This window comes from Pseudomonas sp. KBN12P06040, from assembly GCF_037574965.1.
Lineage (GTDB): Bacteria > Pseudomonadota > Gammaproteobacteria > Pseudomonadales > Pseudomonadaceae > Pseudomonas > Pseudomonas aeruginosa.
On record NZ_JBBELS010000001.1, the window covers coordinates 5,859,621 to 5,877,198 of the forward strand.

Consider the following 17,578-nt stretch of genomic DNA (forward strand, 5'->3'; position numbering starts at 1 on the left):
ACCAGTCATGCTAACGACTAGCGAGTTTCGTCAAGAGGCGACGACAGGTCGGATCAATGCGCCTGGCCGATCTCCTGCTGGATGCTGGCGAAGGTACGCGGCCACGGCTTGCCGGCCTGCACCTTGGACGGCAGTTTTTTCACTGCGGCCAGGGCGGCGGCACGATTCGGGAAGCTGCCATAGGTGACGACGTAGAACGGCTTGCCTTGCAGGGTTTTCTTGAAGTAGCGGAAATCGCCGCCGCCCTGCTGGCGAATGAACGCCTGGGCATTGGCTTCGGAGCCGGTACCGAGGATCTGCAGGGCGAAGTTACCACCAGACTGGTTGCGATACCACTGGCTTCCCGCACCGCCACCGCTGGCCGGCTTGGCGGCCGGAGCCGGGGCCGGCTTCGCCGCGGCGGTGGTGGCCGGCTTGCTCGCCGCCGGCTTGGCCGGAGCGGGGGCCGGGGCCGGCTTGCTGGCCGGGGCGCTGGCGACCGGCGCGGCCGGTGCCGGGGTCTGCGCCGGAGTCGGAGTCGGGGTCGCCGCAGGCGCGGTCGGTTCGGTCGGCGCCGGCGGCACCGGATGCATCGGCGTGACGCCGTTGTTGGCCAGCGGCGTCACCGGAGGAGCCGAGCTGGAAACGGTAGGCGGCACCGCGGCGGACGGCAGGCCGCCTTCGTCGTCGCCACCTTGCCCGGCGGCCTGGGCCAGCGGCTCGCGAATGACCGGCTGCGACTCGCCGACCAACGGTAGCGGCAACGGCTGGCTGGAGCCGTTGAACTCCACGGCCGGGCCGCTGCCCGGCTGCTGGGCCTGGGCCGGCGTAGCGCCATTCATGGACAATTCGGTAGAGGCGGTCTGCGGCGCCTCCGGCTTGCTCTTGCCTTGCATGAACCAGGCGGCGATCACGCCGATGGCCACGACCGCAAGAATCACCAGATGCTTCTTGGGCAAGTTGAAAGACCCTCCGGTTGCCTTGCGCGCTGCGCCACGATTGGCCAGCATCGCTTCGATCAGGGCATCGCGGGCGACCTGGTTGATCGCTCCCGGCCAGCCTTCCGACTGCTCGTGGATGTCCACCAGCAGGTCGTTGGAAATCAGCTCGATGCCCTGCCCGGCGCCCTCGAGACGCTGGGCCAGGTAGTCGCGGGTTTCCTCTTCGCTGTATGGCTGCAACTCGATGGCATGGAAGCGCTCCTCACCCTCGGAAAACACCTCCAGGCGCGGCAGCAACGACGGCTCACCGAACAGGAATACATGCAGGCGTCCCTCGTTGGTGCCGGAAGCCAGCAGCAACAGCACTTCCAGCGCGCTGTCCTGGAGCTGCTCGGCATCGTCCACCATCAGGTAGACGTCCTGCCCGGTGATCGCCAGCTGCGCCACCTTGGTCAGGATCGCCTCCAGGCTCGCCTGGTTGATGCTCAGGCCCTGCGCCACCTGGCGCAGCAACGAAGTCTCGTCGGCGGCGGTGCGCGCCGAGATCACCACGCTGAGGACCGCATCCTTGTTGGTGCTGGCCACCAGCGCCTGGCGCAACAGGGTCTTGCCGCTGCCCAGGGGCCCGGTGACCAGCAGCAGGAGCTGGCTGTAGCGGGCCAGATGGTGCAACTGGCCGAGCACCGGCTTGCGCTGCGCCGGGAAGAACTTGAAACCCGGAACGCGCGGCGCGAACGGGTCGTGACTGAATTGGTAGTGGCCCAGGAAGGCCTCATCGGCATGCAAGCTGGTCATGGGACCTCATTCATCTCCAAGCTGGTCGGCCAAGGCCCGATAGTCGGTGCGCAGGGTCGCGTCCAAGATCTCACGGGGAAAATCGCCGGTGACCACGGCATTCCCCAGTCCTTGCAGCAAAACCAGACGCAGGCGGCCATCGAGCACTTTCTTGTCGACGGCCATGTGTTCCATAAAATCTTCCGCCGTCATCTCGGCTGGCGGTACCACGGGCAGGCCAGCCCGGCGCAGCAGACGGATACCGCGATCGCGCTCGGCGACGCTCAGCCAACCCAACCGATGCGACATCTCGAGTGCCATCACGGTTCCCGCCCCTACCGCTTCGCCGTGCAACCAGACGCCGTAACCTTGCTGGGTCTCGATCGCGTGACCGAAGGTATGGCCGAGGTTCAGCGTGGCACGCACGCCCGACTCGCGCTCGTCGGCGCCCACCACGCGGGCCTTCGCCGCGCAAGAGCGCTCGATGGCCTCGGTGACAACGGTCGGCTCCAGTGCCAGCAAGGCATCCATGTGCTCTTCCAGCCAGGTGATGAACGGTTCGTCGCAAATGAAACCGTACTTGATCACCTCCGCCAGCCCGGCGGACAGCTCGCGGGACGGCAGCGTCTTCAGCGACGCGGTGTCGATGACCACCGCCTGGGGCTGGTAGAACGCACCGATCATATTCTTGCCCAACGGATGGTTGATCCCGGTCTTGCCGCCCACCGAGGAGTCGACCTGGGACAACAGGGTGGTCGGCACCTGGATGAAGTTGACCCCACGCTGGTAGCAGGCCGCGGCGAAACCGGCCATGTCACCGATGACGCCGCCACCCAGGGCGATCAGGGTAGTCTTGCGGTCATGCCGCTCCTTCAGCAGGGCATCGAAGATCAGTTGCAGGGTTTCCCACTGCTTGTAGGCCTCGCCGTCGGGCAGCACCACAGGGGTGACCTCGTGGCCTTGCAGTGCCTTGAGCAGGGTTTCCAGATAGAGAGGAGCGACCGTTTCGTTGCTGATCACCGCGACCCGGCGACCGACGATATGCGGCGCGAACCAGCGGGCGTCGCCCAGCAGGTTTTCACCGATGTAAATGGGATAGCTACGCTCGCCTAGATCGACGTGAAGTGTGCGCATGAGGCCCCCAGACAGGAAAGGGCAATAGGATAACGCAATTCGCCGCGCCTCAGCGGGGCGGCAACTTGCGCAGGCGTTCGAGAATTTCCTGGACGACCAGGCGCGGCGGCCTTTCGTCGGTCTCCACCACCACATCGGCGATTTCGCGGTAGAGCGGGTCGCGCAGCGCCATCAGGTCGCGGAGGATCTGTCCCGGGTTGGGCTTCTGCAACAAGGGGCGGTTGCGGTCCCGCGCCGTGCGCGCGATCTGGTGCTCGACCGAGGCATGCAGGTACACAACCCGGCCACCGGCGCGCAGCACCTGGCGGTTACCGTCGCGCATCACCGCCCCGCCGCCGGTGGCGATCACCATGCCGTCGGCGGCGCAGAGTTCGGTGAGCATGGCCTGCTCGCGCTCGCGGAAACCGACCTCGCCCTCGACATCGAAGATCCATGGGATATTCGCGCCGCACCGCTGTTCGATCTCCTTGTCGGAGTCCTTGAACGCGAGATGCAGCTCCTTGGCGAGCAGGCGCCCGATGGTGCTCTTTCCAGCACCCATCGGGCCGACGAGGATCAGGTTGACCACGTTGTTCGATATCAGCGACCGATTGCGATGGCCTGATTATTCATGATCCGCGGTGTCAGGAAAACCAGAAGTTCGTTTTTCGTGTCGGAGACCGTATCGCGGCGGAACAAACGGCCCAAGTAAGGCAGGTCACCGAGGAAGGGTACCTTGTCGACAGCCTTTGTCTGGGTGTTGCTGAATACACCGCCGATAACGATGGTTTCACCATCGTTGACCAGAATCTTGGCGTTAACCTCGTTCTTGTTGATCGGAGGAACTCCATTCAAAGCATTCTGGAAGTCGGGAGCATCCTTGGTCACCTTCACCTCAACGATGATCCGATTGTCTGGAGTGATCTGCGGCGTCACCTCCAGAGAAAGAGCGGCCTCCTTGAACGAGGTGCTGGTCGCACCACTGGAACTGGCCTCCTGATATGGGATCTCCGATCCCTTTAGGATCTTCGCGGTTTCCTTGTCAGAAGTTACGACCTTGGGTTGCGAAACCACTTCGCCGTTCCCGGTTTTCTCCATGGCCGATAATTGCAAGTCAAGAATGATGTTATCGGTGATAAAGCCAATACCGATACCGGAAGTAGCATCCTTGGCCCCCATATCCACAAATGGGGTCGGAGAATTATCTCTGGTCGGGAACGTACACTGCCCCTGGAACGGCCCGCAGTTGTAACCTTCCTTATCCTTGATGCCCATGTTGCCGTTCTTGCCGTAGCTGTTCCAGTTGCCATTGTGGTAGGCACCACCCCAACGCACACCAAGACTCTTGTCGTACCCCACGTTGGCCTCGACGATACGGGCCTCGATCATCACCTGACGAACCGGGATGTCCAACTGGGAAACGATTCGGCGTAGCTCGTCCAGCCGCTCCTGCGGCTGATAGGCAATGATGCTGTTGGTACGGTCATCTACGGTAATCGAACCACGAGAATTTTCTTTCTCTTCGCCACTACTAGTAACCGACTGGAACAGCTTGGCAATGTCCGCGGCCTTGGCGTAGTTCACCTGGATCAGTTCCCGACGCAGTGGCGCCAACTCGGCGATCTGCTTCTGCGCTTCCAGCTCCTGGCGCTCACGGGCGGCGATCTCGTCGGCCGGGGCCACCAGCAGCACGTTGCCGAGCTTGCGCTTGTCCAGGCCCTTGGTCTTCAGCACCAGGTCCAGCGCCTGGTCCCACGGCACGTTCTGCAGGCGCAGGGTGATATTGCCCTGCACGGTATCCGAGGCCACCAGGTTCAGGTCGGTGAAGTCGGCGATCAGCTGCAGTACCGAACGCACGTCGATGTCCTGGAAGTTCAGCGACAGTTTCTCACCGGTATAGGCGAAATTGTCCTTCTTGCGCCGCTCGGCGTCTTCCGTGGTCATCGGCTTGATGCTGACGGTCAGGCGATTGTCGGTCTGGTAGACCAGATAGTCGTAGAGCCCGCTCGGTTCGATGGTGATGCTGGTACGGTCGGATTGCGCGCTGGCGTTGACGAACTGCACCGGCGTGGCGAAGTCCTTGACGTCCAGGCGAACCCGCAGCGCATCCGGCAGCTGGGTCTTGGCGAAGTCCAGGCGGATCTTGCCGCCCTGTTCTTGAATATCCGGGCTCAAGGTCGGGTCGGACAGGTCGATGACCACGTTGCCCTCGCCCTTTTCGCCACGCTGGAAATCGATGTTGCGGATGGCACGACCCGCCGGCACGTACGGCTTGGGCTTGATCGGCTGGGCATAGCTGGCCGGAGCCGGGCTTGCCTTGACCGGAGCGGCGGAAGCGACGCTGGCGCCGGCCGGCGAATTGCCGACCACCACGAAGAGGTTGTTGCCTTCCACCCGGGTGGTGTAGGACGACAGCGTGGTCAGGTTGATGATCAACCGTGTGCGATCCTTCGCCTCGACCACCGTGACGCTGCGCGTATTGCCCACGCTCAGCTCGCGATTCTTGGTGCCGAGTTTGTTCTGCACCCCCGGCAGATCGAGGGCGATTCGCGCCGGCTGCTCGATGGTATAGCCACGCGGCGCGGCGACGGGCTCGTCGAACTGCAGCTTTAGCTCGACCCGGTCGCCAGGCAGTGCCGCCACGTCGAGTTTCTCCAGGTCCGCGGCGAGCAATGCCGGCGCGAACATGGCAGCCAGCAAAGCGATCCCGAGGCGCGAGAGGCCACTGTTCATCGTCCGACTCCGTTGTACAGACTGCTGTTGGTTATGCATGTTTTTCCCCGCCCTCAGGAGCGTTCCTTGAGAGTCAGGCTGCGCGGACGCTCCAGCCAGTTCCCCTCTCCGTCAGGAACGATTTCGATCACGTCTATTTTTCCTTCGCTGATGCCGACGACCTTGCCGTCGTTGCGCCCCAGGTAGTCCCCGACCCTCACCCGGTGCACGCCACCCGCGCCCTTCACCAGGGCGAAGGTGCCCTGGGCGTTGGACAGGGTGCCGACCATCTCGAAGGTTTCGATGTTGAAACCTTCCAGGAACTGCTTGACCCGTGTCTCGTCGGGTTTAACCACCTTGTTGCCTTTCTGCCGCACGGTCAGGTCGATCTTCACCGGCGGCTGGAACGGACTACGCAGGTTCGAAGCGCTATAAGTAAAAGCTTCATATGGCTGAAACTTCGGCAGAGGCTCGATATTGCCCTTAGGTCGAGCACGTACCTCGTTCATATAGGCTTGAAGATCGCCGAACTCGGAATTCGCGCCGCAACCGGCAAGCATGGTGAGCAGCAAGCTGCTCAGAATCAGGCGGGCTCTCATTTCTTCAGCCCCTTGTCGTTGTAGCGGTAGGTCTTGGCCAAGATGCTCATGCGCAGCTTCGAGGTGTTATCGGGCGAAGCCGGCTTGATCTCGAAGTCATGCAGGGTAACGATCCGCGGCAGGCTGGACACGCCGCTGACGAAGGTCGCCAGGTCGTGGTAGCCGCCGACCACGCTGATCTGGATCGGCAGCTCGATATAGAACTGCTGAGTGACTTCAGGGAGCAGCTTGATCTCCTCGAACTCCAGGCCGCTGCCCAGACCGGTACGAGTGATGTCCTCGAGCAGCCCGGGTACCTCGGTGTCGCTGGGCAACTGCCGCAGCAAGGCGCCGAAGGACTCCTCCATCTCCTTCATCTGTGCCTTGTAGGCTTCCAGGTTCGCGGCCTGGAACGCTTTGGTAGCAAATTGCTGCTTGAGCGATTCTTCTTGCGCAGCCTGCTGTTCGAGCTGTGTTTGCAAGTCACGGAGATGGAAGTTGTAGCCCAGCGCCAGGACCGCCGCGGTCAGCAGCACGCAGACGATGACCTTGACCGCCGCCGGCCAGGAACCGATGTTGTTCAGATCGAGGTCGTTTACGTCGATCTTGCGCAGACTTTCCAGGGAACTGGCCAGACTCATTTCTTGGCTCCTTGCGCAACCCCATGCTTCGCCTTGGCGTCTTCCTCGCCGGGCTGCGTCTGCTGCACGGTCAGTTGGAACACGTTGGCCTGGTCCACCGCGCCCTGGGTCACCGCCTTGACCTCGTTCAGGGTCGGAGCGGTCAGCCACTCGGACGCGTCCATGTTGCGCATGAGATTGGAAACGCGGTTGTTGGACTCGGCCGCGCCGGCGATGGCGATGTTCTTGCCGGTCATCTTCAGGTCGGTGAAATACACACCGTCAGGCAAGGTGCGCACCAGTTGGTCGAACACCCGACCAATGATCGGGCGGTTGCCCTGCAGGTCCTGAATGATCTTCATCCGCTCGAGCAACTGCTGGCGCCGCGATCTCAACTCGCTGATTTCCTTGATCCGCGCATCCAGCACAACGATCTCCTTGCGCAGGAAGTCGTTGCGCGCGCCCTGATGCTCAATTGCAGTGTTGAGATATTGGCCACCAAGAAACACCAGTGCGCCGGAAACCAAAAGGACGCCGCCAAGAATCACCAGGAACTGCTGCTTGCGCTGCTCGCGCAGCTCTTCGCGCCAGGGTAGAAGGTTGATCCGTGCCATCAGTCGAAACTCCTCAACGCCAGGCCGCAGGCGATCATCAACGCCGGAGCGTCGCTGGCCAGGGCGCCGGCATTCACCTTGCCGTTCAGCGCCATGTCGGCGAACGGGTTGGCGACCAGGGTCGGGGTGCCGATCTTCTGCTGGATCAACCGATCGAGATCCTGGATAGACGCCGTACCGCCCGCCAGGACGATGTAGTCGACGTCGTTGAACTGTCCGGCGGCGAAGAAGAATTGCAGCGAGCGGGAAACCTGCTGCACCACGGCGTCCTTGAACGGACGCAGAACTTCGCTGTCGTAGTCATCCGGAAGACCACCCTGCTTCTTGGCGAGACCGGCTTCCTCCACCGAGAGTCCGTAACGCCGCTGGATCTCCTCGGTGAGCTGGCGACCGCCGAACAGCTGTTCGCGGGTATAGATGGTGCGTCCGTTGTGCAGGACGCTCAGGGTGGTCATGGTCGCGCCGATGTCCACTACCGCCACGGTCAACTGGTCGGTGTCGGCACCCAGCTGGCTGCTCAGCAGCGCATAGGAGCGCTCCAGCGCGTAGGCCTCGACGTCGACCACCTTGGCGGTCAGGCCGGCCAGCGCCAGGGCCGCTTCGCGAACCTCGACGTTCTCTTTCCGACAGGCGGCCAGGAGTACGTCCACGCGCTCGGGATTGCGCGCGGAGAGCCCCTGGACCTCGAAGTCGATGGCGACTTCCTCCAGCGGATAGGGGATGTACTGGTCGGCCTCGATCTTCAGCTGGTTTTCCAGTTCATCCTCGGAAAGCCCGGCCTCCATCTCGATGGTCTTGGTGATCACCGCCGAACCGGCGACGGCGACCACGGCCGACTTCAGGTTGGTTTTCGCCTTGACCAGCACCCGCGACAACGCCTGGCCGACCCCTTCCAGCTCGACGATGTTCTTTTCCACGACTGCATTCGGCGGAAGCGGCTCGACGGCATAGGCCTCCACTTTGTAGCGGCCTCCGGAGCGGCTCAACTCAAGGAGCTTTACCGAGGTCGAGCTGATGTCGATCCCCAGCAAGGTGTTCGCTTTCTTCTTTATGAGCCCTAGCACGACCAATTCCCTATTAGCGTTCAATACTTACGAACGATTCTTCTTTTTTCACATTAGATACCAGAGCCGAAGGCCAGGCAAATGGCTAGGTCACAGAAAAATTGCTTATAATGTGAACAGCTTTTGCCTTTTTCCTGTCCTATTCGCTTAACTCTTTCTTTTTCCTGGAAATCCGAAACTACCCATGCGCCTGCTGAAGTTCCTGTGGTGGACTTGCGTCACCCTGATTTGTGGAGTGCTGCTCAGTTTCAGCGGCGCCTATCTCTATCTGAGTCCCAGCCTGCCCTCGGTGGAAGCTCTGCGTAACGTCCAGCTGCAGATCCCCCTCAAGGTCTACAGCGAGGACGGCAAGCTGATCTCCGAGTTCGGCGAGATGCGCCGGACACCAATCCGCTTCGCCGACATCCCGCAGGACTTCATCCATGCCCTGCTGTCCGCCGAGGACGACAATTTCGCCAACCATTATGGCGTCGATGTGAAAAGCCTAATGCGCGCCGCCGCGCAATTATTGAAAAGCGGTCACATCCAGACTGGCGGCAGCACCATCACCATGCAGGTAGCGAAGAACTACTTCCTTACCAATGAAAGAAGCTTCTCGCGAAAGATCAATGAAATCCTCCTGGCTCTGCAGATCGAGCGACAGCTGACCAAGGACGAGATCCTCGAGCTTTACGTCAACAAGATCTACCTGGGCAACCGTGCCTATGGCATCGAGGCTGCCGCACAGGTCTATTACGGCAAGCCGATCAAAGACTTGAGCCTGGCCGAGATGGCGATGATCGCCGGACTGCCGAAAGCGCCCTCGCGCTACAACCCGCTGGTCAACCCGACCCGCAGTACGGAGCGGCGCAACTGGATCCTCGAGCGCATGCTCAAGCTCGGCTTCATCGACCAGCAGCGCTACCAGGCCGCCGTCGAGGAGCCGATCAACGCCTCCTACCACGTGCAGACCCCCGAACTGAATGCGCCCTACATTGCCGAGATGGCACGTGCCGAGATGGTCGGCCGCTACGGCAGCGAGGCCTATACCGAGGGCTACAAGGTCATCACCACGGTCCGCAGCGACCTGCAGAACGCCGCCAGCCAATCGGTCCGCGACGGCCTCATCGACTATGACCAGCGCCACGGCTACCGCGGCCCGGAGACCCGCCTGCCGGGCCAGACCCGCGACGCCTGGCTCAAGCACCTGGGCCAGCAGCGCAGCATCGGCGGCCTGGAGCCGGCGATCGTCACCCAGGTGGAAAAGAGCGGGATCATGGTGATGACCCGCGACGGCAAGGAAGAAGCCGTGACCTGGGACAGCATGAAATGGGCACGCCCCTTCCTCAGCAACAACAGCATGGGCCCGATGCCGCGCCAGCCCGCCGACGTGGCCCAGGCCGGCGACCAGATCCGCGTGCAGCGCCAGGAAGACGGCACCCTGCGCTTCGTACAGATTCCCGCCGCACAGAGCGCGCTGATCTCCCTCGACCCGAAGGACGGGGCGATCCGCTCGCTGGTCGGCGGCTTCTCCTTCGAGCAGAGCAACTACAACCGCGCGATCCAAGCCAAGCGCCAGCCGGGCTCCAGTTTCAAGCCGTTCATCTACAGCGCGGCCCTGGACAATGGTTTCACCGCCGCCAGCCTGGTCAACGATGCGCCGATCGTGTTCGTCGACGAGTACCTGGACAAGGTCTGGCGACCGAAGAACGACACCAACACCTTCCTCGGCCCGATCCCGCTGCGCGAAGCCCTGTACAAGTCCCGCAACATGGTCTCGATCCGCGTCCTGCAGGGCCTGGGCATCGAGCGGGCGATCAGCTACATCACCAAGTTCGGCTTCCAGCGCGACGAACTGCCGCGCAACTTCTCCCTGGCCCTGGGTACCGCGACAGTCACACCGATGGAAATCGCCGGCGCCTGGAGCGTATTCGCCAACGGCGGCTACAAGGTCAATCCGTACGTCATCGAACGCATCGAGAGCCGCGACGGACAGGTGCTGTACCAGGCCAATCCGCCCCGCGTGCCGGTGGAAGAACAGGTCGCTGCGCCGGATGCGGAAGACGCCGGGAATCCTGGCGACCCCGAGCATCCGGAGAGCGCCGAAGGCGAAGGTTCGATCGAAGCCCAGCAAGTCGCCGCCAAGGCCCAGACCACCTTCGAGCCGACCCCGGCCGAACGGATCATCGATGCCCGTACCGCCTATATCATGACCAGCATGCTGCAGGACGTGATCAAGCGCGGTACCGGGCGCCGCGCCCTGGCGCTGAAGCGCACCGACCTGGCCGGCAAGACCGGCACCACCAACGATTCCAAGGATGGCTGGTTCTCCGGCTACAACTCCGACTACGTGACCAGCGTCTGGGTCGGCTTCGACCAGCCGGAGACCCTGGGTCGCCGCGAGTACGGCGGTACCGTCGCGCTGCCGATCTGGATCAGGTACATGGGCTTCGCCCTCAAGGACAAGCCGATGCACACCATGGCCGAGCCGCCAGGCATCGTCAGCCTGCGCATCGACCCGGTAACCGGCCGTTCGGCCGCGCCGGGCACTCCCGGCGCCTATTTCGAGATGTTCAAGAACGAGGACACCCCGCCCTCGGTCAACGAACTGCCGCCGGGCAGCTTCCCTGGCAGCCCGCTGCCGGATGACGAAGGCGCGCCGATCGACCTATTCTGAACCGGCGCCTGCGCTTCGTCGACGACGACGGAGCGCGAGGCGCAGGCAAAAAGAAACCCCGCCAAGGCGGGGTTTCTTTTTATCCGGCGGATCGATCAGCCGTTGAAGACTTCGTCCACCGATTTCAGCGGATAGTTCTTCGGATACGGCAGGGTAGCCACGCCGGTCTCGATGGCAGCCTTGGCCACGGCATCGGAAACCACGGTGATCAGGCGCTTGTCCATCGGCTTCGGAATGATGTACTCGCGACCGAATTCCAGCTTGTCCACGCCATAGGCGGCGCAGACGTCCTCCGGGACCGGCTGCTTGGCCAGGTCGCGCAGGGCCAGGGCGGCGGCGATCTTCATCTCTTCGTTGATGCGCGTGGCACGTACGTCCAGGGCACCGCGGAAGATGAAGGGGAAACCGAGCACGTTGTTGACCTGGTTCGGATAGTCGGAACGTCCGGTAGCCATGATCACGTCGTTGCGGGTGGCATGGGCCAGTTCCGGCTTGATCTCCGGGTCCGGGTTCGAGCAGGCGAACACGATCGGGTTCGGCGCCATGCGCTTGAGGTCTTCCGGCTCCAGCAGGTTGGCGCCGGACAGGCCGACGAACACGTCGGCGCCCTCCAGGGCGTCGGCCAGGGTACGCTTGTCGGTCTCGGTGGCGAACACCGACTTGTACTGGTTCAGATCGTCGCGACCGGCGTGGATCACGCCCTTGCGGTCGATCATGTAGATGTTCTCGACCTTGGCGCCCATGCTCACCAGCAGCTTCATGCAGGAGATGGCGGCAGCGCCGGCGCCGAGGCAGACGATCTTCGCTTCTTCCAGCTTCTTGCCGGCCAGTTCCAGCGCGTTGAGCATGCCCGCCGCGGTAACGATGGCGGTGCCGTGCTGGTCATCGTGGAACACCGGGATGTCGCACTGTTCGATCAGCGCGCGCTCGATCTCGAAACACTCGGGAGCCTTGATGTCCTCGAGGTTGATACCGCCGAAGGTGATGGAAATACGCTTGACGGTATCGATGAAAGCCTGCGGGCTCTCGGCGTCGACCTCGATGTCGAACACGTCGATGCCGGCGAAGCGCTTGAACAGCACACCCTTGCCTTCCATCACCGGCTTGGAGGCCAGCGGGCCGAGGTTACCCAGGCCGAGAATCGCGGTGCCGTCGGAAATCACTGCCACCAGGTTGCCCTTGCCGGTGTACTGGTAGGCCAGCTCGGCATCGCGGGCGATTTCACGCACCGGCTCGGCGACACCCGGGCTGTAGGCCAGGGACAGGTCCCGGGCGGTAGCGGTGGGTTTGGTCAGCTCGACACTCAGTTTTCCCGGACGGGGTTGTGCGTGATATTCGAGGGCAGCGGTTTTAAGATCGGACATTTGGGCACTTCCGCTTTATTGCTTGTTGGACAGACGGGGCGACCGAGCATACGCAAGAAGACGACGCCCCACAAGATCGTCAGGACCCGGCTGTCAAGACCTCTAGCGTACGACTTTAAGCCAATCGCCCGGACGGGGTTCACCGCTCGGATAAAGGTCATTCAGCAGACGCAGACGAGCCACGGAGTCACTCAATGACCCCTCGCCGCCAGCCGCCAATTGCTCCAGCGTCTGCCCCGCCTTGACCTGCACCAGATGCAGGCGTCGCGGCTGCGCCAGGGCCCGCTCCTTGTCGCGCAGCGGACGGAAGCTGCGGATCACGCTGAGGAAGCGGTCGTCCTGGGTCTCCAGGGAACCGACCTTGACCACGCCGACGAACAGGTAGGCGCGGTCGCCCTGGTAGATCACAGCAACCCGTCGCGCCGGGTTGCCTGGCACCACCGCCGTGTAGCCGTTCAGCCCGGCCTGCTTCAGCGACTCTTCCTGGGCCAGCCGTTGCCCGGCGTTCTTGCGCAGGAACTCCGCGGGCGTCAGGCGGGAATCATGGGGCACCAGCTTCATGCCGATGAACGACTGCTCGTCCGCCGGATAGCCAAGCAGGGCGCTGGGCTGGTTGAGGATCTTCCAGCCCGCCGGATAGCTCAGGGTGAAGTCCAGCTCGGCATGGTAGAAGTTCTGCCCGCGACGCACCCCGGCCGATGCCGAGTCGCCGAACGGCATGCCTTCCAGATGGCGAAGAAAGACCTCGCGCCCCACTTCCTGCTGTCCGTTGGCCAGCTGCCGGGCCGGGCCGACCACTTCCTGCAGGCGCCGGTCGTTGTCCGGATGGGTATCGAACAACCCGTGGTAGCCGCCGGCCTGTACCGCCTGGCCATTACGCGCGGCCTCTTCGCGAGCGAAGTCCTCCTGGTTCTTCAGCACCCGCACCACCTGGATCATCGCCGTCGGATCGTAGCCGGCGCGGGCCAGGTACTGGGCGCCGAGACCATCGGCCTCCAGTTCCATGTCACGCCCGTAGCCGCGGACGAAGGCCGTGCCGAGCACGTTGGCCAGGTCGCCGGCGGCGCCGACCCCGGTGCCGATCGCCACCGCCTGGCCAAGGATGTTCCAGGCGCTGGCCTGACTCTGCTGGCGCACGCTGTGGCGCGCCGTGACATGGCCGACCTCATGACCGAGCACCGCGGCCAGTTCGGCCTCGGAGCCAAGGTAGGCGATCAGTCCGCGATGGATATAGATGTAGCCGCCCGGCAGGGCGAAGGCGTTGATGTCCGGCGAATCGATGACGGTGAAATGATATTGCAGGTTGCTGCGGTGGCTGCTGCGGGCGACCCGCTCGCCTACCCGTTGCACGTAGGCCTGGAGCTTTTCATCGTTGTAGCGGGGGAACTGCTTGAGGATTTCCTGGTTGTAGCGAGCGCCCATGCCGAGTTCCTGCTGCTCGCTCATCATCACGAAATCGCTCTTGCCGGTGGCCGGGTTCACCGCGCAGCCGCCCAGCGCGCCGACTCCCAGCAACAGCAGCAGGAGCCAGGCGGTCTTCATGGCAACCATTCCAGCATCGCCGGATCGGTCACCGACATCTGCCAGCGCGCCTTGCCGGCCGGCACAGCGCCACGGCGGGAACGATCGACCACCCAGCCACGCACTTCCAGCGAACGTCCCGCCATCTGCATCACCCGTTTCGCATCGAACGCCTTGAGCACCTTCGGCTCGATCCGCAGGACCAGCGGACCGTCCATCTCCAGCCAGATACCGCCCCGGTTGCGTTCGACCTCGAGCACCCGCCCGCGGACCACGGCGAAGCCGCTCTGCGCCAGTCGATCGAGCGAAAGCACCGGCGAACGCTTCCATACACCCAGATTAGCCGAACGCGCTGCACGTTCCGCCGCTTGCTGACAGGCCGTCAGCTCGGTGTTCGGCGCGACCGCCACCAGGTAGCCCAGGCCCTCGCCGAGCAGGCGCGCCTCGAGGTTGGCGCCGCTGGCATCGAACAGGTGCGCCAGGGTCCGCCCGTAGTGATCGCGGGGCTGGCGGCCCGGCTGCAGGGCGAGACGCCCGTCGCTGGCCGATACCAGCGCCTGCAGCCGCTGCTTCGCGGCTTCGGCGAAGGGCTCGGTGGTGCGGCCGTTGTGCGCCAGTTCAGGTGCATTGATACCGATCAGCCGCACGCTGCGGCCATCGCGCAGGCGCACGGTATCGCCGTCCACCACCCGCGCCACCTCGACGTTCTGCAAGGCACCGGTAGGCCGGCAGGCCTCCGCCGCACCGGCGAAGGCGGAAACCACGGACATGAAAAAGGCGCCCACCAGGGACGCCTTTCTCGGTACAGCGACAAGTAGCATTGCGCGCGTTCGCGGCAAGCGGCTTACTTGGTGGCGCCGAATACGCCGAAACGCTGCTTGAAGCGGTCGATACGGCCGCCGGTGTCCAGCACCTTCTGCTTGCCGGTGTAGAACGGGTGGCATTCGGAGCACACGTCCAGGTGGATCGGCTTGCACAGGGTGGAACGGGTCTTGATGACGTTACCGCAGCTGCAGGTAGCTTCGATAGCTTCGTAAGTCGGATGGATGTCCGCTTTCATGATTCAATCCTCGAGGCGTTGTGTGCCGCCACCCAGCGCGTTTACCAGGCACCGCACGTAATTAAGGGCGTGGATCATACCAGACCGATTCATCTATGCAAGCGACCCCGCCCGCCGGTCGTCTGCTAACATCGCCGGCCCAGTCCTCGTTTCCTTCATCCCCGGAAGCCGCTGAGTGTCAGACCTGATCCTACGCCTAGCCCTGCCTTCGCCACTCCGCCGCCTGTTCGACTACCGCGCGCCCCGCGGCATTCCGCGCAGCGCCCTACAGCCGGGGATTCGCCTGCTGCTGCCGTTCGGGCGCCGGGAGCTGGTTGGCGTTCTGATAGAGGTGACGGACCGTTCCGAAGTACCCGAAGACAAGCTCAAGCCTGCCCTCAGGGTACTCGACGCCAAGCCGCCGATGCCGGCGCACCTGCTCGAACTCTGTCGCTGGACCGCCCAGTACTACCAGCACAGCCTCGGCGACACCCTGTCCTGGGCGCTGCCCAACCTGTTGCGCCAGGGCGAGCCGGCCGAGGCGCGCCAGCAGCGCTTCTGGCATGCCACCGCGCAATCCAGCCTCGACGATCCGCGCCTGGCCCGGGCGCCGCGCCAGCGCCAGGCCCTGGCGATTCTCAAGCAGCATCCGCACGGGGTTTCCCATGAGTTGCTGAACCAACTGGAAATAAACAAGGACAGCCTCGACCTGCTCAAGGAAAAAGGCCTGGTCGAACTGGAGGTGCGGCGCCACAGCACCCCGCCGCGCGAAGGCGGCTGGCTGGCCCAGGCGGAGTTGCCGCTGAACCCCGAGCAGCGCGCCGCCTTCGAGGCGGTTCGCGCCAGCCACGGCGGTTTCCATTGCTTCCTGCTGGCCGGGGTCACCGGCAGCGGCAAGACCGAGGTCTACCTGCAACTGATCCGCGAAACCCTGGCCGCAGGCCGCCAGGCCCTGGTGCTGATTCCCGAGATCAACCTGGGCCCGCAGACCCTGGCGCGTTTCGAACGCCGCTTCAACGCGCGCATCGCCCTGCTGCATTCGGCCCTGACCGACCGCGAGCGCCTCGACGCCTGGCTCGCCGCCCGGGATGGCGAGGCCGACATCGTCATCGGCACCCGCTCGGCACTGTTCACGCCGCTGAAGCGGCCGGGACTGATCATCGTCGACGAGGAACACGACGCCTCCTATAAACAGCAGGACGGCCTGCGCTACCACGCCCGCGACCTGGCACTGGTACGCGCGCGCCTGGAGAACGTGCCGATCCTGCTCGGTTCGGCCACGCCCGCCCTGGAAAGCCTGCACAACGCCCAGGCCGGCCGCTACGGCCTGCTGCGCCTGACCCAGCGCGCCGGTGGCGCGCACCCGCCGAAGTTCATCCGCCTCGACGTGAAGAGCATGCCGCTCGACGCCGGCCTTTCCCGCCCGCTGCAACAGGCCATCGGCGATACCCTGGCGGCCGGCCAGCAGGTCCTGGTGTTCCTCAACCGCCGCGGCTTCGCTCCGACCCTGCTTTGCCACGACTGCGGCTGGATCAGCCAATGCCCGCGCTGCGACGCGCGGATGACCGTGCACCAGGGCAGCGGCGAGTTGCGCTGCCACCACTGCGACCACCGCCAGCGGCCGCCGATGAACTGCCCGCAATGCGGCAAGCTCGACCTGCGTCCGGTAGGCGCCGGCACCGAGCGCGCCGAGGAACGCCTGCGGATTCTCTTCCCGAACCATCCGGTGCTGCGCATCGACCGCGACAGCACCTCGCGCAAGCACGCCATGCGCGACCTCTTCGCCACCATCAACAGCGGTGAGCCATGCATCCTGGTCGGCACCCAGATGCTCGCCAAGGGGCACCACTTCCCACGGGTCACCCTGGTGGCGATCCTCGATGCCGACGGCGGCCTGTTTTCCGCCGACTTCCGCGCCAGCGAACGCATGGCCCAGCAGATCGTCCAGGTCGCCGGCCGCGCAGGACGCGCCGAGGAGCCCGGGCGGGTACTGATCCAGACCCACCTGGCCGATCACCCGCTGCTGGTCCAGCTCACCGAGGACGGCTACTTCGCCTTTGCCGAACAGGCCCTCAGCGAACGCCGCGCCGCCGGCCTGCCGCCCTTCGCCCACCTCGCCCTGCTGCGCGCCGAAGCGCACAAGCCGGGCCAGGCGGAAGCCTTCCTCGACAGCGCCTGCAGTGCCGCCGAGCAATTGCTCGAGCAGATGGGCGGACCGGAGGTGGAACTGCTCGGGCCGGTGCCCGCGCCCATGGAGCGGCGTGCCGGCAAGCACCGCGCGCAACTGCTGCTGCAGTGCATGAGCCGGGCGCCGCTGCATCGCCTGCTGACGCCCTGGCTGCAGAGCCTCGAACAGTTGCCCGGCGGGCGCCAGGTGCGCTGGTCGCTCGATATCGATCCGATCGACCTGTTCTGAGCGCCTTCCAGGAAGACGCCCCGCTTGACTGGGGTCAGCCGGAATCCGCGATGTCCGGCGCAAACTGTCGGCTAATCGCCGCAACGGTTGGCAACGCCTGTCCGCCCACGGATAATGCGCGGTTCTGAGCCTCGACCGGCCACCCCGCGCACATCGCGGGGAGTGAACTTCGGAGCGCCGCATCCGC

General features: G+C 64.1%; 14 protein-coding genes. 2 read left to right on the forward strand and 12 right to left on the reverse strand.

The features are described 5' to 3' along the window. Nucleotides 1–53 precede the first annotated feature (53 nt). The 8 genes from VQ067_RS27570 to pilM are packed head-to-tail and all read right to left on the reverse strand — an operon-like array spanning nucleotide 54 to nucleotide 8,395. A complete protein-coding gene (locus tag VQ067_RS27570; RefSeq protein WP_023083248.1) occupies nucleotides 54–1,715 on the reverse strand; it encodes an AAA family ATPase in 1,662 nt (553 codons plus the stop codon). 6 nt (nucleotides 1,716–1,721) lie between these two features. Beyond that, complete coding sequence (aroB, locus tag VQ067_RS27575) at nucleotides 1,722–2,828, reverse strand: 3-dehydroquinate synthase (protein WP_033989914.1); 1,107 nt, start codon at nucleotides 2,826–2,828, stop codon at nucleotides 1,722–1,724. A gap of 49 nt (nucleotides 2,829–2,877) precedes the next feature. Beyond that, nucleotides 2,878–3,396, reverse strand: a complete 519-nt coding sequence (gene aroK, locus VQ067_RS27580) for a shikimate kinase AroK (protein WP_003095833.1) — start codon at nucleotides 3,394–3,396, stop codon at nucleotides 2,878–2,880. A gap of 11 nt (nucleotides 3,397–3,407) precedes the next feature. Continuing rightward, nucleotides 3,408–5,540: a type 4a pilus secretin PilQ gene (gene pilQ, locus VQ067_RS27585; protein WP_033989912.1), complete on the reverse strand. Its 2,133-nt coding sequence runs from the start codon at nucleotides 5,538–5,540 to the stop codon at nucleotides 3,408–3,410. Nucleotides 5,541–5,593: 53 nt separating this feature from the next. Then, complete coding sequence (gene pilP / locus VQ067_RS27590) at nucleotides 5,594–6,118, reverse strand: type 4a pilus biogenesis lipoprotein PilP (RefSeq protein WP_003116136.1); 525 nt, start codon at nucleotides 6,116–6,118, stop codon at nucleotides 5,594–5,596. Then, the gene (gene pilO / locus VQ067_RS27595) at nucleotides 6,115–6,738 is read right to left on the reverse strand and encodes a type 4a pilus biogenesis protein PilO (RefSeq protein ID WP_003116135.1); all 624 of its coding nucleotides are present in this window, start codon (nucleotides 6,736–6,738) and stop codon (nucleotides 6,115–6,117) included. Before pilO ends, pilP begins: the two co-directional genes overlap by 4 nt. Continuing rightward, complete coding sequence (pilN, locus tag VQ067_RS27600) at nucleotides 6,735–7,331, reverse strand: type 4a pilus biogenesis protein PilN (RefSeq protein WP_003141783.1); 597 nt, start codon at nucleotides 7,329–7,331, stop codon at nucleotides 6,735–6,737. The genes pilO and pilN overlap by 4 nt, the downstream gene beginning before the upstream one ends. Next, nucleotides 7,331–8,395 (reverse strand): type IV pilus assembly protein PilM, encoded by a 1,065-nt coding sequence (gene pilM, locus VQ067_RS27605; RefSeq protein WP_003110888.1) that lies wholly within the window; start codon nucleotides 8,393–8,395, stop codon nucleotides 7,331–7,333. The genes pilN and pilM overlap by 1 nt, the downstream gene beginning before the upstream one ends. Nucleotides 8,396–8,579: 184 nt before the next feature. Between pilM and VQ067_RS27610 the strand changes: the two genes are divergently transcribed. After that, nucleotides 8,580–11,051, forward strand: a complete 2,472-nt coding sequence (locus VQ067_RS27610; protein ID WP_003095841.1) for a penicillin-binding protein 1A — start codon at nucleotides 8,580–8,582, stop codon at nucleotides 11,049–11,051. Nucleotides 11,052–11,146: 95 nt separating this feature from the next. Here VQ067_RS27610 and VQ067_RS27615 read toward each other — a convergent pair whose 3' ends face one another. The 4 genes from VQ067_RS27615 to rpmE form a co-directional block, all read right to left on the reverse strand. Continuing rightward, on the reverse strand, nucleotides 11,147–12,415 hold the full coding sequence (locus VQ067_RS27615; protein ID WP_003095842.1) for a malic enzyme: 1,269 nt from the start codon (nucleotides 12,413–12,415) through the stop codon (nucleotides 11,147–11,149). 102 nt (nucleotides 12,416–12,517) lie between these two features. After that, the gene (locus VQ067_RS27620; protein ID WP_003095844.1) at nucleotides 12,518–13,957 is read right to left on the reverse strand and encodes a M48 family metalloprotease; all 1,440 of its coding nucleotides are present in this window, start codon (nucleotides 13,955–13,957) and stop codon (nucleotides 12,518–12,520) included. Then, entirely contained in the window at nucleotides 13,954–14,706 is a 753-nt protein-coding gene (locus VQ067_RS27625; RefSeq protein ID WP_020750880.1) for a thermonuclease family protein, read from the reverse strand. The genes VQ067_RS27620 and VQ067_RS27625 overlap by 4 nt, the downstream gene beginning before the upstream one ends. Before the next feature lie 74 nt (nucleotides 14,707–14,780). Then, nucleotides 14,781–14,996 (reverse strand): 50S ribosomal protein L31, encoded by a 216-nt coding sequence (gene rpmE / locus VQ067_RS27630; RefSeq protein WP_003095846.1) that lies wholly within the window; start codon nucleotides 14,994–14,996, stop codon nucleotides 14,781–14,783. Nucleotides 14,997–15,171: 175 nt separating this feature from the next. On the opposite strand from rpmE, the gene VQ067_RS27635 reads away from it, so the two are divergent. Next, a complete protein-coding gene (locus VQ067_RS27635; protein WP_003110891.1) occupies nucleotides 15,172–17,391 on the forward strand; it encodes a primosomal protein N' in 2,220 nt (739 codons plus the stop codon). Nucleotides 17,392–17,578: the final 187 nt, after the last annotated feature.